The sequence below is a fragment of the Bacillus sp. 22446 genome (genome assembly GCF_052044955.1).
In the GTDB taxonomy this organism is placed as follows: domain Bacteria; phylum Bacillota; class Bacilli; order Bacillales; family Bacillaceae; genus Bacillus; species Bacillus altitudinis.
Genome location: NZ_JBQEOD010000002.1, coordinates 514,956 through 528,994 on the forward strand (window position 1 = coordinate 514,956; position 14,039 = coordinate 528,994).

18 protein-coding genes are annotated in these 14,039 nt (G+C 40.4%); 11 read left to right on the plus strand and 7 right to left on the minus strand.

Features of this window, described 5'->3' with window-relative positions; translation table 11 throughout:
* Positions 1-53 precede the first annotated feature (53 nt).
* The 6 genes from ACTJJD_RS06850 (at position 54) to ACTJJD_RS06875 (ending at position 2,050) form a co-directional block, all read left to right on the plus strand.
* Entirely contained in the window at positions 54-557 is a 504-nt protein-coding gene (locus tag ACTJJD_RS06850) for a TlpA family protein disulfide reductase (RefSeq protein WP_008343807.1), read from the plus strand.
* Positions 558-633: 76 nt separating this feature from the next.
* Entirely contained in the window at positions 634-759 is a 126-nt protein-coding gene (locus ACTJJD_RS06855) for an FbpB family small basic protein (protein ID WP_003211002.1), read from the plus strand.
* A 51-nt stretch (positions 760-810) separates the two neighbouring features.
* Complete coding sequence (locus tag ACTJJD_RS06860; RefSeq protein WP_008357830.1) at positions 811-954, plus strand: acid-soluble spore protein N; 144 nt, start codon at positions 811-813, stop codon at positions 952-954.
* Positions 955-969: 15 nt separating this feature from the next.
* A complete protein-coding gene (gene tlp, locus ACTJJD_RS06865; RefSeq protein ID WP_017359579.1) occupies positions 970-1,212 on the plus strand; it encodes a small acid-soluble spore protein Tlp in 243 nt (80 codons plus the stop codon).
* Between the two features lie 103 nt (positions 1,213-1,315).
* Positions 1,316-1,738: an acyl-CoA thioesterase gene (locus tag ACTJJD_RS06870; protein WP_008343800.1), complete on the plus strand. Its 423-nt coding sequence runs from the start codon at positions 1,316-1,318 to the stop codon at positions 1,736-1,738.
* A 3-nt stretch (positions 1,739-1,741) separates the two neighbouring features.
* Positions 1,742-2,050, plus strand: coding sequence for a hypothetical protein (locus tag ACTJJD_RS06875; RefSeq protein WP_008343798.1), 309 nt, complete (start codon positions 1,742-1,744; stop codon positions 2,048-2,050).
* A 41-nt stretch (positions 2,051-2,091) separates the two neighbouring features.
* Here the strand turns inward: ACTJJD_RS06875 and ACTJJD_RS06880 are convergent, their stop codons facing one another.
* Positions 2,092-2,379: a HesB/YadR/YfhF family protein gene (locus ACTJJD_RS06880; RefSeq protein ID WP_008343795.1), complete on the minus strand. Its 288-nt coding sequence runs from the start codon at positions 2,377-2,379 to the stop codon at positions 2,092-2,094.
* A 96-nt stretch (positions 2,380-2,475) separates the two neighbouring features.
* Positions 2,476-3,057, minus strand: coding sequence for a glycerol-3-phosphate 1-O-acyltransferase PlsY (gene plsY, locus ACTJJD_RS06885; protein ID WP_008343794.1), 582 nt, complete (start codon positions 3,055-3,057; stop codon positions 2,476-2,478).
* 154 nt (positions 3,058-3,211) lie between these two features.
* On the opposite strand from plsY, the gene ACTJJD_RS06890 reads away from it, so the two are divergent.
* The 3 genes from ACTJJD_RS06890 (at position 3,212) to parC (ending at position 8,452) form a co-directional block, all read left to right on the plus strand.
* Positions 3,212-3,625 carry a CoA-binding protein gene (locus tag ACTJJD_RS06890; protein WP_429617395.1) on the plus strand — a complete coding sequence of 138 codons (414 nt, stop codon included), beginning with the start codon at positions 3,212-3,214 and terminating at the stop codon, positions 3,623-3,625.
* A gap of 415 nt (positions 3,626-4,040) precedes the next feature.
* Complete coding sequence (parE, locus tag ACTJJD_RS06895; RefSeq protein WP_007499323.1) at positions 4,041-6,008, plus strand: DNA topoisomerase IV subunit B; 1,968 nt, start codon at positions 4,041-4,043, stop codon at positions 6,006-6,008.
* 2 nt (positions 6,009-6,010) lie between these two features.
* Positions 6,011-8,452: a DNA topoisomerase IV subunit A gene (gene parC / locus ACTJJD_RS06900; protein ID WP_048001482.1), complete on the plus strand. Its 2,442-nt coding sequence runs from the start codon at positions 6,011-6,013 to the stop codon at positions 8,450-8,452.
* Positions 8,453-8,505: 53 nt separating this feature from the next.
* On the opposite strand, the gene ACTJJD_RS06905 is transcribed toward parC, so the two are convergent.
* From ACTJJD_RS06905 to ACTJJD_RS06915, 3 genes are all read right to left on the minus strand, one after another.
* A complete protein-coding gene (locus tag ACTJJD_RS06905; RefSeq protein ID WP_008343787.1) occupies positions 8,506-8,631 on the minus strand; it encodes a hypothetical protein in 126 nt (41 codons plus the stop codon).
* 29 nt (positions 8,632-8,660) lie between these two features.
* The gene (locus ACTJJD_RS06910) at positions 8,661-9,008 is read right to left on the minus strand and encodes a hypothetical protein (protein WP_366963174.1); all 348 of its coding nucleotides are present in this window, start codon (positions 9,006-9,008) and stop codon (positions 8,661-8,663) included.
* A gap of 195 nt (positions 9,009-9,203) precedes the next feature.
* Positions 9,204-10,376 carry an MFS transporter gene (locus ACTJJD_RS06915; RefSeq protein WP_440608219.1) on the minus strand — a complete coding sequence of 391 codons (1,173 nt, stop codon included), beginning with the start codon at positions 10,374-10,376 and terminating at the stop codon, positions 9,204-9,206.
* Between the two features lie 77 nt (positions 10,377-10,453).
* On the opposite strand from ACTJJD_RS06915, the gene ACTJJD_RS06920 reads away from it, so the two are divergent.
* Entirely contained in the window at positions 10,454-11,617 is a 1,164-nt protein-coding gene (locus ACTJJD_RS06920) for an isocitrate/isopropylmalate dehydrogenase family protein (protein WP_046527313.1), read from the plus strand.
* Positions 11,618-11,619: 2 nt separating this feature from the next.
* Positions 11,620-12,087 carry a sugar O-acetyltransferase gene (locus ACTJJD_RS06925; RefSeq protein WP_440608220.1) on the plus strand — a complete coding sequence of 156 codons (468 nt, stop codon included), beginning with the start codon at positions 11,620-11,622 and terminating at the stop codon, positions 12,085-12,087.
* A 214-nt stretch (positions 12,088-12,301) separates the two neighbouring features.
* On the opposite strand, the gene arsC is transcribed toward ACTJJD_RS06925, so the two are convergent.
* Both arsC and ACTJJD_RS06935 read right to left on the minus strand, forming a co-directional pair.
* Positions 12,302-12,721, minus strand: coding sequence for an arsenate reductase (thioredoxin) (arsC, locus tag ACTJJD_RS06930; protein ID WP_098680458.1), 420 nt, complete (start codon positions 12,719-12,721; stop codon positions 12,302-12,304).
* Between the two features lie 14 nt (positions 12,722-12,735).
* Positions 12,736-14,034, minus strand: coding sequence for an arsenic transporter (locus tag ACTJJD_RS06935; RefSeq protein WP_440608221.1), 1,299 nt, complete (start codon positions 14,032-14,034; stop codon positions 12,736-12,738).
* Positions 14,035-14,039 lie beyond the last annotated feature (5 nt).

A 14,039-nucleotide genomic window follows, 5' to 3' on the forward strand; every position in this document is an offset into this window, starting at 1 on the left:
AGAAGGCGCTTAGACAGCTTTCTCTTCTTTTTTAACATAGTGGAGGATCAATCATGTGGAAAAAAGGAATGGCAAGCGCTGTTTTACTTGTGTTGATTGGTTTACTTGCATGGAATGTATTCGGACCAAAAGAACCCGCCATCGGTCTTGAAACAGGGGACAAAGCCCCTGATTTTGAGCTCAAAACCCTTGATGGCAAAACGGCATCTTTATCTGATTATCGAGGGAAAAAAGTACTTCTCAATTTTTGGGCGACATGGTGTAAGCCTTGCCGAACAGAAATGCCAGATCTAGATGCAATTAGAAGTGAAAATGACCAAGTTGAGGTACTAGCGGTGAATTTGACGAACACTGAAAAGAGTGTGGATCACGTCGCATCTTTTATTGATGAACTTAAGGTCAGTTTTCCTGTTTTATTAGATCAAAAAGGTATTCAAGCGAGATATCAGGTACTTTCATATCCGACGACATACATACTAGATGAAAAAGGGCGTATCCTGTCTGTAAAACATCAAATGCTCACAAAAAAAGAAATTGAAAAAGAGCTGGATCTATAATGATTCAGCTCTTTTTTGCTTATTTTCTAAATGTTTTGGCGAAAATGGTATGAACAGAGTGGAGGTGGTGATAGAAATGAGACGAAGAAAGCGCCGTACTTTTGAAGAACTTGTGCTTGAAAATAAAAAAGAATTATTAAGCAATGAGGAATTTTTAAACCAGCTTGAAGAAAAGTTGGAAGAGCGATTTAGACAGAAATAAGTTATGATTTGACCTTTTTCGTTCATCCTAAAGAAGAGGGAGGGATGAATGATGGGTAGAGAGCATGATAAACAAGCGCAGTTTACACCAGACCATTTAGGGACAAAACCTGTAGCATACAAACGAAATAAAGGCAAAAAGATGCATAATAAATCGAATGAACAGCCTGATGTGATACAGACGAAGGGCGAATAATAGGAGGGAAGCATGATGAATGACAAGTCATATCAATCCAATCCAGATGATCGTTCTGATAATGTTGAGAAGCTGCAGGATATGATCGAAAACACACTTGAAAATATTGATGAATCTGAAGCAGCAATGGGTCTTTCAACAGAGGAAGAAAAGCAGATGATCAAGCAAAAAAATGAAAACCGTAGAACAAGTATTGACGCAATGCGTTCTGAAATAAAGGACGAGGAAGCAGCAAGAAAGAGCGGTTACACTGAATAAACCAGGGATTCCTGGTTTATTTTATTGCCTCTTTTTAGAAGAACCATTTGGAATGTGGTAAAATGTCAGAGACGTTAGGTTTTGATAGGAGAGCGATGAAAACGTGTATGTATCTAAAAAAGAAATAGAAGTCCGTTATGCAGAAACAGATCAAATGGGTATTGTGTATCATGCCAACTATTTAATCTGGATGGAAGTCGGCAGAACAGCGTTAATTAAAGAATTAGGCTTTTCCTATGCCCAGTTAGAGGCAGACGGTGTCCTTGCACCTGTTGTCGATCTTCAGGTTCAATATAAGAAACCACTACTGTACGGTGAAACGGCTACAGTTCACACATGGATTGAAGAATATAACGGCGTGAAAACAGTGTATGGCTATGAAATACAAAAACCTGATGGACAAACGGCTATTACAGGGACCACCTCACATATTTGTGTGGACAAAGAAACCTTTAGACCGATTCAATTTAGAAAAGCTTTCCCTGCATGGCACAGCGTATACGAACAGTCCAAGAAGCAGGTTTGATTCATGGCATTTGGAATTAAAAGAAAGGATCTACATGCTTGGAAATCAGCTGTTCGGCAAGGGAATGTGGCCTTTTTGACACACTATTGGCTTGATGACCGTTTTCCGCATGCGAATACTGTCACAAAGGCAGCCTGTCAGGATATGGAGCAATTAATCGCTTGGGGACAAAAGCATGGATTAAAGAAAGAATGGATTCATGTTCGCGAAGGTTTTCCTCATTTTGATCTCATCGGTGATTCGCAAAAACGGATTTTACAAAAAGAGCGGTCGTTAGGAAACATTCAGGAGTATGGACTTTATATTGAGTGATAAACAAAAAAGATACCCGAGGGATGAGGTATCTTTTTTGTTTATTCATAATGAAATTCTGGTTCTTTCACGGACTCGTTATAATCAATATGCAGATCATGGTTGTCAAAATACCAAATATCACTTTCTTCCACGAAGAAAGTAATGCCTTCTACTTCAGCGGTTGCGCCGGCATTTTGAGGTTCATCTTTTGCGACGCCGAGAGAAAAGCCTTTTTGTACATTACTGCACCCGCCATATCTGACAAAAAAGCGAACATGATCACCTTTTTCTAAATCCAGTTCATTCTTGTACCAATTGAGTGCATCATCTTTTATCGTTAATTTCAATGTGATCGCCCCTTTTTGAAGTCATGCTGTTTTTAAATGCAGGATGCAAAAACAGCTTTTCTTTACTTTTACCACATATTTAAATTGATGAAACGGCTAAAGCCATTTGATTTTCGGTTCAGTTTTGTTGAGAATTCGTTTGAGGTTGGCGATGTGTCTGAAGATCACAAAGCCAGCAAGAACGGCAACAACAATAATTAAAAATAGATCTTGGGTGAATATGCTGTAAATGAATGTGTAGATCCCAGTCAGCATAGATGATAATGAAACATATTTACTAATGTATAAAAATAAGAAAAAAGCAGCGATCATCGTGATAAATAAGAACGGGGCATAAAATAACAGCACGCCGCCTGATGTAGCGACCGCTTTTCCCCCTTTAAATTTTGCAAAGACAGGAAAGCTGTGACCGATAACAGCAGCAACTCCTGCTAATAAGGGATGAATGTCCAGTTGCATGAAAAACGGTAAAGCAGAAGCAAGAGTCCCTTTTAAAATATCAGCAGTGATAACGATGGACCCTGCTTTCACACCTAGTGTACGGAATGCATTCGTCGCACCTAGGTTCCCGCTGCCATGTTCACGGATATCGATTCCCTTTGCAGCTTTCCCGACAATGAGACCTGATGGAATACTGCCGAGAAGATAAGCCAAAATAAACATCAAAGCAATTAACATCTGCATAACTCCTTTATATTCTCCCTCTTGTCTTACATTTTAACATGATCTTATGAAAAACATGGCGATCTTTTTTTGAAAAAAACGATGGCCGATGAATTCAGCTTTGTTTTTAACAAGAAATTCGCTAAAATAGAAGAAAAGGAGTGTCTGGATGAAACATCCTTCAAAACAAGAAATTGGGCGTATATTAAAAAGCAGTAAGCGAATTGCAGTTGTAGGTTTGTCAGATCAGCCGCACCGAACGTCCTATATGGTTTCAAAAGCCATGCAAGATGCCGGTTATGACATCATTCCTGTCAATCCAACGATTGATGAAGCACTTGGGGTAAAAGCGGTCGCCTCTTTAAAAGACATAGAAGGGCCTGTTGATATCGTCAATGTCTTTAGACGTTCAGAGTTTTTGCCTGAGGTGGCGAAAGAATTTCTTGAAATAGACGCACCTGTTTTTTGGGCGCAGCAAGGCGTATATCATGAAGAGGCAAAAAGGCTGATTGAGGAAAATGGCAAGGTCGCCATCATGGATTTATGTATCAAAGTGGCTCATGCGATGACAAAAACTCATTAAATCGTCAAAAATCCTTGGTTTTTCAAGGATTTTTGCTTTTTTGTTGCAGAAATATATTTGCGATTCTAGAAGAAAGCGATAAAATAAGGCGACAGGGACCTATCGGTGACCTTGCATATCGAGAAAAAGAGCGATAAGATAAATATAGAACATTTGTTCTGTTTTGCTAAAACCATCATATGATTGCATTTGGCTTATGAAACAGTCTTGTTTATAATGGACTTCTAGTTCTGATTGCAGAATGTAGAACATTCTCATAACCGTGCAAAAGAGCATGTATCGCTGAATCACACATGCATGGTGATGATGCAGCTTATTAAAGTGGACAGTAATGAGCAGCATGATCATCATTAAAATCTAGAGAGATCATTGATGATTAGCCGGTTATGTTTGTTAGTGAAAGGGGATTAAGCATTTGGTTAAAAAGCAGCAAGTAGATTATAACGATGATTCTATTCAGGTGCTAGAGGGGCTTGAAGCGGTCCGTAAACGCCCAGGGATGTATATTGGATCGACGGATTCACGCGGTCTTCATCACCTTGTCTATGAGATTGTAGACAACTCTGTCGATGAAGTGCTCGCTGGCCATGGAGATCATATCATTGTCAAAATACATAAAGATAACAGCATTTCCGTCCAAGATAAAGGGCGCGGAATGCCTACTGGTATGCATAAGCTTGGAAAACCGACACCAGAAATCATTTTAACGGTCCTGCACGCAGGCGGAAAATTTGGTCAGGGCGGTTATAAAACAAGTGGTGGACTTCACGGAGTTGGGGCGTCCGTTGTGAACGCACTTTCAGAGTGGCTCACCGTGACGATAGAACGCGATGGATTTATTTATCACCAGCGCTTTGAACATGGCGGAAAGCCAGTCACATCACTTGAAAAAATCGGGAAAACGAAAAAGACCGGTACACTGATTCATTTTAAGCCAGATCCAACGATGTTCAGTGTCACCACCTATAATTTTGATACATTATCAGAGCGTTTAAGAGAATCAGCCTTTTTATTAAAAGGGTTAAAAATAGAGCTGATTGATGAGCGCCATGATGTGCAGGAAACCTTTTATTATGAGACAGGTATTGAAGCGTTCGTTGCTTATTTAAACGAGGAAAAGGATGTACTTAGTGAAGTCGTTTCGTTTGAAGGCGAACATCAGTCCATTGAAGTCGATTTTGCCTTTCAATTTAACGACGGATATTCAGAAAATATTTTGTCGTTCGTCAATAACGTAAGAACCAAAGATGGCGGTACGCATGAGTCTGGTGCAAAAACGGCCATGACGAGAGCCTTTAATGAATATGCACGCAAAGTGACCCTTTTAAAAGAAAAAGACAAAAATTTAGAAGGTACGGATATTCGTGAAGGCCTGTCAGCTGTTATTTCTGTCAGAATTCCTGAAGAACTTCTTCAATTTGAAGGACAAACAAAAGGAAAGCTTGGAACGAGTGAGGCAAGGTCAGCTGTTGATGCCGTGATTTCTGAAAAATTGGCTTATTTCCTTGAAGAAAACCGCGAAACGGCGACACTGCTTGTGAAAAAAGCGATTAAAGCGCAGCAGGCAAGAGAAGCGGCTAGAAAAGCAAGAGAAGAAGCAAGAAGCGGCAAGAAACGGAAAAAGTCTGAAGCGACACTAAGCGGAAAATTAACACCTGCTCAATCTAGAAACCCGGCAAGAAATGAACTGTATCTAGTAGAGGGTGACTCAGCGGGTGGATCAGCCAAGCAAGGACGTGACCGGAAATTCCAAGCGGTGCTGCCGCTTCGAGGAAAGGTCATTAATACAGAGAAAGCAAAGCTTGCGGATATTTTCAAAAACGAAGAAATCAACACCATTATCCATGCTATTGGCGGCGGGGTTGGTGTCGATTTTAATGTAGAAGACATCAATTATGACAAAATTGTCATCATGACAGATGCTGATACAGATGGAGCACATATTCAGGTTCTATTGCTTACATTCTTCTACCGCTATATGAAGCCGCTGATTGAGCATGGCAAAGTATTCATTGCCCTTCCGCCTTTATATAAAGTTAGCAAAGGCTCAGGGAAGAAAGAAGTCATTGAATATGCTTGGTCTGATGAAGAAATGGATGACGTACTAAAGAAAGTTGGAAAAGGATATACGATTCAGCGCTATAAAGGTTTAGGTGAAATGAATGCCGACCAGCTATGGGAAACGACAATGAATCCAGAGTCGAGAACGCTTGTCAGGGTGAAGATCGATGATGCTGCACGAGTGGAGCGCCGCGTCACGACACTGATGGGTGACAAAGTAGAACCACGCCGTAAATGGATTGAAAAGAATGTCGCCTTTGGACTTGATGAGGAAAGCAACATTCTTGAAAATGAAAACTTGTCGCTAGCTGAGGAGGTTTAAACATGGCACAACAAGAACGATTTCATGATTTACCGTTAGAAGAAGTGATTGGGGACCGTTTTGGTCGCTATAGTAAATATATTATCCAAGATCGTGCACTTCCAGATGCACGTGATGGATTAAAGCCTGTACAACGAAGAATTTTATATGCAATGTATGCGGAAGGAAATACACAAGATAAAAACTTCCGTAAAGCTGCCAAAACAGTCGGTAACGTCATTGGTAACTATCATCCGCATGGTGATTCTTCTGTTTATGAAGCAATGGTGAGAATGAGCCAGGATTGGAAAGTGCGAAATGTGCTGATTGAGATGCATGGAAATAACGGGAGTATCGACGGAGATCCTCCTGCTGCCATGCGTTATACGGAAGCAAGGCTTTCTGCCATTGCATCAGAGCTTTTAAAGGACCTCGACAAGGAGACAGTCGAATTTGTCGCGAACTTTGATGATACAAGCAAAGAGCCTGTTGTCTTACCAGCGATGTTTCCCAACCTTCTTGTGAACGGGTCAACAGGGATTTCAGCCGGTTATGCGACTGATATTCCGCCGCACCATCTAGGAGAAGTGATTGATGGCGTGATTAAGCGAATCGAACAGCCGCATTGTACGGTTGAGGATTTAATGACAGTCATCAAAGGACCAGATTTCCCAACAGGCGGGATCATTCAAGGTGTGGATGGTATTAAGAAGGCATATGAAACAGGTAAAGGAAAGATTATGATTCGCGGAAAAGCGGAGATTGAAACCATTCGTGGTGGACGCCAGCAAATCGTGATCACAGAAATTCCTTATGAAGTGAATAAGGCCAATCTTGTCAAAAAGATGGACGAGTTCCGCATTGAAAGAAAAGTAGAAGGAATTTCTGAGGTTCGGGATGAGACGGATCGTACCGGCCTTCGGATTGTTGTAGAGCTGAAAAAAGAAGCGGATGCGAATGGTGTCTTGAATTTCTTATATAAAAATTCTGATCTGCAAATCCCATATAACTTTAATATGGTCGCGATACATAACAGAAGACCGACTTTAATGACGCTTACAACTGTACTAGACGCTTACATTGCTCATCAAAAAGAAGTGGTGACGAACCGCTCAGCATACGAGCTTCGAAAAGCAAAAGAACGTCATCATATTGTAGATGGATTAATTAAAGCTCTTTCCATTTTAGATGAAGTCATTGCGACGATTCGTTCGTCTAATGATAAGCGTGATGCGAAAAACAATTTGATGGAGAAATATGATTTTACAGAAGCTCAATCAGAAGCGATTGTTTCTCTCCAGTTATATCGTTTAACAAATACAGATATCACTCAACTAAGAGACGAAGCAAGAGAGCTTGACGTGCGAATTGCAGAGCTGGAAGACATTTTAGCGAATGAGAAGAAGCTGTTTAAAGTCATTACGAACAACTTGAAGAAGTTGAAAAAGACGTATGCTGATGAAAGACGATCCGTCATTGAGGAAAAAATTGAAGAAATTAAGATTAACCTTGAAGTGATGATCGCATCAGAGGACGTGTACGTCACAGTCACAAAAGATGGATACATCAAACGGACAAGCCAGCGTTCATATGCTGCATCAAACGGTAAGGACTTCGGTATGAAGGATACAGACCGACTGATTCACCAGTTTGAAATGAATACAACAGATGTTCTTCTGCTCTTTACGAATAAAGGGAGCTACATTTACTGTCCAGTTCATCAGCTGCCAGATATACGCTGGAAAGATATGGGGCAGCACATTACGAATATTATTTCGATTGATCGGGATGAATCCATTCAAAAAGCGATCCCAATTAAAGAATTCGATGAATCATCGTATCTCTTGTTCTTCACAAAAGGCGGTATGGTGAAGAAAACAGAGCTTCTCCAATATAAAGCGCAGCGCTATTCAAAACCGCTTGTCGCCTTGAATTTAAAAGGTGACGATGAACTTGTAGATGTTCATGTTACAACAGGTCAGCAAGAATTGTTTATTGCAACGAAAAATGGCTATGGATTATGGTTTGATGAAGAAGAAGTGAGTGTGGTCGGTCCGAGAGCGGCTGGTGTGAAAGGCATCAATTTGAAGGACGGAGACGAGGTGGTCTCTGGACAAATCATTGATCCGAAGAACAATGTGCTTGTTCTCACGACACAAAGAGGTGCTGTGAAGCGGATGAACCTCTCTGAATTTGATAAGACATCAAGAGCAAAACGTGGAGTGATCATGCTAAGAGAATTAAAGAAAAACCCTCACAGAATTGTTGCTGTGATTGCTGCTTCACTGCACGATACACTTGAGATTGATACGGAAAAGGGTGCCACGATCCCGCTCGATATTTCCACACTAAGGGCAAATGATCGTTATAGCAATGGATCGTTTATTTTAGATGAGGAAGAGCAGGGAGAAGTAACTCAAGTTCTTTTATCACCTGCTGCATCTGACCAAGATGACAATAAATAAGCAAAATGAAAACCCCCTGCGTAAGGCAGGGGGTTTTTTATGATGAGGTCAATTTAACTCTCGTGATTGCCAAACATGCTTGTGATGGCATGCACTACTTCAATTCCTTGGTAAACGAAAAGAGAAAGTGAAGTGACAGAGAATAGACCTAGAATGAATACTCTTAAGAAAAATAACATCGTGTAAAACCTCCCAATTTTTGTTTGATTTAAATGGTTGGGTTAACACGAGCTACTCGGAAATTCGAAGACTGGTAGAACACTGCAAGTAAATGCTTCTTTTTCCGGTCAAATCGATCAGTATAAGTGATGCGTGCAAATCCAGCTGCCATACTGCCAATGACTAGCAGTGCTGTAAATGCCGCAAATACTGCGTTCACATGTTTTTGTTTCTTTTCATCGCCTACTGTCTGAACGATTTTCATTTCATGTGATTCTTGATCAGCAACCACCTTTGCATGATGGTATACCTGAACGGAATGAGGCATTGAGAACAAATGAAAACTTGCAAGTGCTATGAATAAGACTGCTAATTTTAACAGCATATTTTTTTTCATTTTTCTCACCCCTTCCTGTTTATTTTCATGATCTTACCACGTTTTCAGTTATTTGAAAAGTCTTATTTTTTTACTTTCCCTCTTTAAAAAAGCGCTAAACATCAAGACATCTATAGGACTGTTTCACTTCATGAAAGGTTTCAATTTTATTTTTTAAATTTAAAAAAAGTACCGAGATCAAAGATCTGGCACTTGTCAAAAAGAATGTATTGATGTCGGTTTTGCAACAGCTTTTGTAAAGATTCCTGCAATACAAATGGCAAACAGAACAAAAATAAACGCATGAAGCAGTCCGACTTGATTGGCGAGCAGTCCTAAAACAGGGGGCCCTGATAGAGAGGCTGTATACCCAGATAAAGTGACGATACTGACACGTTTGACAGCATAGCGGCTATCATCACCAGCTGCTGAAATGGTCAGCGGGAAGCCTAAGGACGCGCCAAGTCCCCATAAAAAGATAGATATCATACACACGACGAGTGAAATCTTTAAAATCACCAAGAATAGTCCGGCGGCAGCAGATAAGATCGCGATTCTTAGCAATAGCACCCTGCCAAAGCGATCAATGAAACGTCCGCTCAGTAATCTGCCACTAATCATTCCGCACAAAAATAATGCATAGATGACCGTACTCATTGAATGAGAAACCTGATAGCCATCAACCATTGCTAGTGGAATCCAATCATTTGCAGAACCTTCTACAAATGCGAGACATAAGGCAATCATCGCTAATGAGATCGTCCGTTTGTTCAGCCATGATGTTTGAGAAGCCTCAACTGATTCTGTCTGCGTCTCATCCGGATCTTTTCCTGTCCCGTGCGGAATAAACCGTGTACAAATTAGGATGCTGAGAAAGAAAAGGAGTGCAATGGTGAGAAGGTGAATGAGGACAGACACACCTAAATAAATAAAGAGAATTCCGGCACCTGCACCAATTAACGTTCCAATACTGAAAGAAGCATGCAAAATCGGCAGGATCGTTCTCTTGATCTGATACTCAATCTCCGTTCCTTCTAAGTTCATGGCTACATTGCACATGCCTGATCCTGAACCAAAAAGAAAAAGACCAGCAGTGACAATTAGCGTAGAAGAGAGGGTGGCGCCGATTGCAAGGGTTGAGAATCCAATAAACATCAAAAAAGCGCTGACCACAATCGCCACTCGGCCGCCTTTTTTGCGAACGAATACATTGGAAAGAATCAGCCCGACAATGGAACCTACAGATAGGCCGAGTAAAATGAGTCCCATTGTGCCTGTATCTGCTTGCAACAAATCTCTCACTTCTGGTGTTCTTGAAAACCAAGTGGAGATGGAGATCCCAGACATCGTAAAAATAACAATGATCGCTTTATACCACTTTAATTTCATCTAATCCCTCATATCTATGTAGTCATACAGAACAAATCTACTCGATTATAAATGAGACTTCCTGATTCGTAAATAACATGAGGGAGGATCATCATGAAGAAAATATTCCAACTTCATCATTCTTTGATAGAATAAAGACAAAAGGGGCGATACATATGTCATATCGAATAGGTGTTTTAAAGGGAGACGGGATTGGACCGGAAATTGTTAATTCTAGTATGCGTATTTTAAAGACAGCGCTGTCACAGTTCAATGAACCATTTGTGGAATTTGTAGAGTGTCCTATCGGTGCTGAAGCCATTCATTCTCATCAAGATCCAGTGCCAGCATCTACGATAGCCGCCTTGAAAAAATGCCATGGCTGGATATTAGGACCTCATGATTCAGCTTCATATCCTGATCAATTGAAAGAAAGAAGAAATCCAAGTGGAGAACTGCGTCATACATTTGATTTATTTGCAAATATTCGTCCATCGCAATCGCTGCCAGGTGTGAAAAGCGTTGCCAGTGGCGTCGACCTTGTCATTTTTCGAGAAAATACAGAAGGCTTTTATCCAGACCGGAATATGTATCAGGGGACAGGAGAGTGGATGATTACACCAGATGTCGCCATATCTACAGGTGTGTTTACAAAAAAAGCAATTACCCGTATTGCCCACGCGGCCTTTCAACGTGCAGTGGAGAGGAGGGGGAAAGTCACCATTGTTCATAAAGCGAACGTGATCAAATTAGGATCTGGCTTGTTTTTACGAACATGTCAAGAGGTAGCGAAAGCATATCCACAAGTGGAGGTTGAGGATATTCATATTGATGCGATGGCTGCTCATTTAGTGAGACGTGCAGGTGATTTTGATGTGATTGTGACAGAAAATATGTTTGGCGACATATTATCTGATCTTGCAGGGGAACTAGTCGGCAGTTTAGGAATGGCACCCTCATTAAATTGCAACGAAAATCAAGCGATGGCACAGGCGGCACATGGTTCAGCACCGGATATTGCTGGTCAAAATATCGCCAATCCAATGGGCATGATTCTTTCTACAGTGATGCTTTGTAACTGGCTACATGTGAAATATCAAGATGAAAGATTAAAACAGACAGCCAGTCTGATCGAACATACTCTTGGTGAGACCTTAAAAAAGAACTTGAAAACGAAGGATTTAGGAGGAAATGAGACGACGACACAATTCACCGAGGCATTCATTCAAACGATGAATGAAGTTTCAATAAAAGGGAGATGAACATGAAAACAGAAAAAGAAAAGATGATCAAGGGAGAATACTATCACCCAAATGACCACACATTGATGGCAGATCGAGCAAAAGCGCGACAATTGACATTTGCCTATCAGCAAACAAATGAGGCATCACAGAGAATGGCCATTTTAAAGGAGCTTTTAGGCGCTTGCGGAGATGATGTGGTATTTGAAGGCAGAATACAATGTGATTATGGATACAATATCGAGGTTGGCGAGCATTTTTTTGCAAATTTTGATGCTGTGTTATTAGATGTTTGCAAGATTACAATTGGAGATCATTGTTTGTTAGGTCCGAATGTACATATATATACAGCTGGACATCCATTAAATCCAGAAGAACGTCAAACAGGTATTGAATTCGGCAAACCAGTCACAATTGGACATCATGTATGGATTGGCGGCGGTGCCATTATCAATCAAAATCTTAAAACATTTAGAGGAATGAAAATCTGACGAATCATCTGACGAATCAACCGTTGGATTTTCATTTTTTATTTTATCTCAATAAGATAAGTATACTTAATAATGAGACAAAGAAAATTCAATTGTTGTTTAACTTCCTAGAATATATATTATGTAAACTAGATATTAATTAATGCAAAAAGAGAACCTTTGACTTGATCCTCTTTATTATTAGATTTTATATTCAATCGACTCAAACGCAGCACTACTTTCCAGTCTCAGCAAACTGTTTCAATCGATCTCCAATTTCATCTCTTACCCTTTGGAAAAATGACCACTTCTCTTCTTCTGTTCCTTCTGCTTTTGCTGGATCATCAAAGCCCCAATGGACACGCTCGACATGAGGAGGAGTCATCGGGCATTTATCAGCTGCGTCCCCGCATAGTGTTACGACTAAGTCAGCGTGATGCAATATTTTCGGATCAATCAGGTCAGACGTTTGATGAGAAATATCAATCGCTATTTCTTTCATTGCTTTTACAGCATTCGGATTTAATCCATGAGCTTCAATACCAGCGCTATAGACCTTCCACTCATCTCCAAGATATTTTTTAGCCCAACCTTCAGCCATTTGACTGCGGCAAGAATTACCGGTACATAAAAAGTATATTGTTTTCTTTGACATGTTGATCGTCTCCTTTAATGTATAATCATTAGCCAGAAATACAATGCTAAAAGTGTGATGAATAGCGTTGGTACAGTTAAAATAACCCCTATTTTGAAATATGTCCCCCAGGAAATCTTCACACCTTTTTGAGAAAGGACATGAAGCCATAGTAGTGTTGCTAAGGAGCCAATGGGCGTAATTTTTGGTCCTAAATCAGAACCAATGACATTTGCGTATATTAACGCTTCTCTCATCATTCCTTGTGTATCGGTGCCGGATATGGCTAATGCATCGATCATGACCGTCGGCATATTATTCATGACAGATGAAAGAATCGCTGCGATAAACCCCATACCAAGAGTCCCTGCCAATAAACCTTGATCTGCTACAGCTTGAATCACGCTAGAAAGAGCATCAGTAAGCCCTGCATTACGCATGCCATAGACAACAACGTACATACCTATGGAAAAGAAAACGATCGCCCAGGGAGCTTCTTTTAGAACGCTTTTTGTTTGAACAGAAGGGCTTTTTTGTGCAATGACCAAGAATAAAATGGCAATCACACCAGCTATGACCGATACAGGTATAGATAAAAATTCGCTTGCAAAATAACCAATCAATAAAAAAGCTAATATATACCAAGATAATCTAAACATCTTTGGATCTTTTATTGCTTCACTAGGTTGCTTTAACTCATTCATATCATAGCGTTTTGGTATACTCTTTCTAAAGAAAAGGTACAGCACAGTGATACTCGCTAGCAATGAAAAAAGGTTTGGAACAACCATTCTGGATGCATATTCAATAAACGTAATGTTGAAATAGTCGGCTGTTACAATGTTCACCAAATTACTTACGACAAGTGGAAGCGATGTTGTATCTGCAATAAACCCACTCGCGATAATAAAAGGGAATACTATTTTTTCATTGAAGTGTAATGCTCTGACCATGGCTAAAACAATGGGTGTCAAAATAAGTGCTGCACCATCGTTTGCAAATAGAGCAGCGACGATTGCACCAAGGATGGTCACATACACAAACATACGTAGCCCACTGCCTTTTGCAGCCTTTGCCATATGCAATGCTGCCCATTCAAAAAAGCCGATTCGATCAAGGATGAGTGAAATGACGATAATGGCGACAAAAGCTAAAGTCGCATTCCAAACGATGCCTGTCACGGTGATCACATCGTCAACATTCACAACACCTACGATTAATGCTAAAATGGCCCCTCCACATGCGGACCACCCTATGGATAAATTTCTTGGCTGCCAGATAACCAGTACCAAAGTTAACAAAAATATGATTAATGATAAAACGGCAAAACTCAAACCCA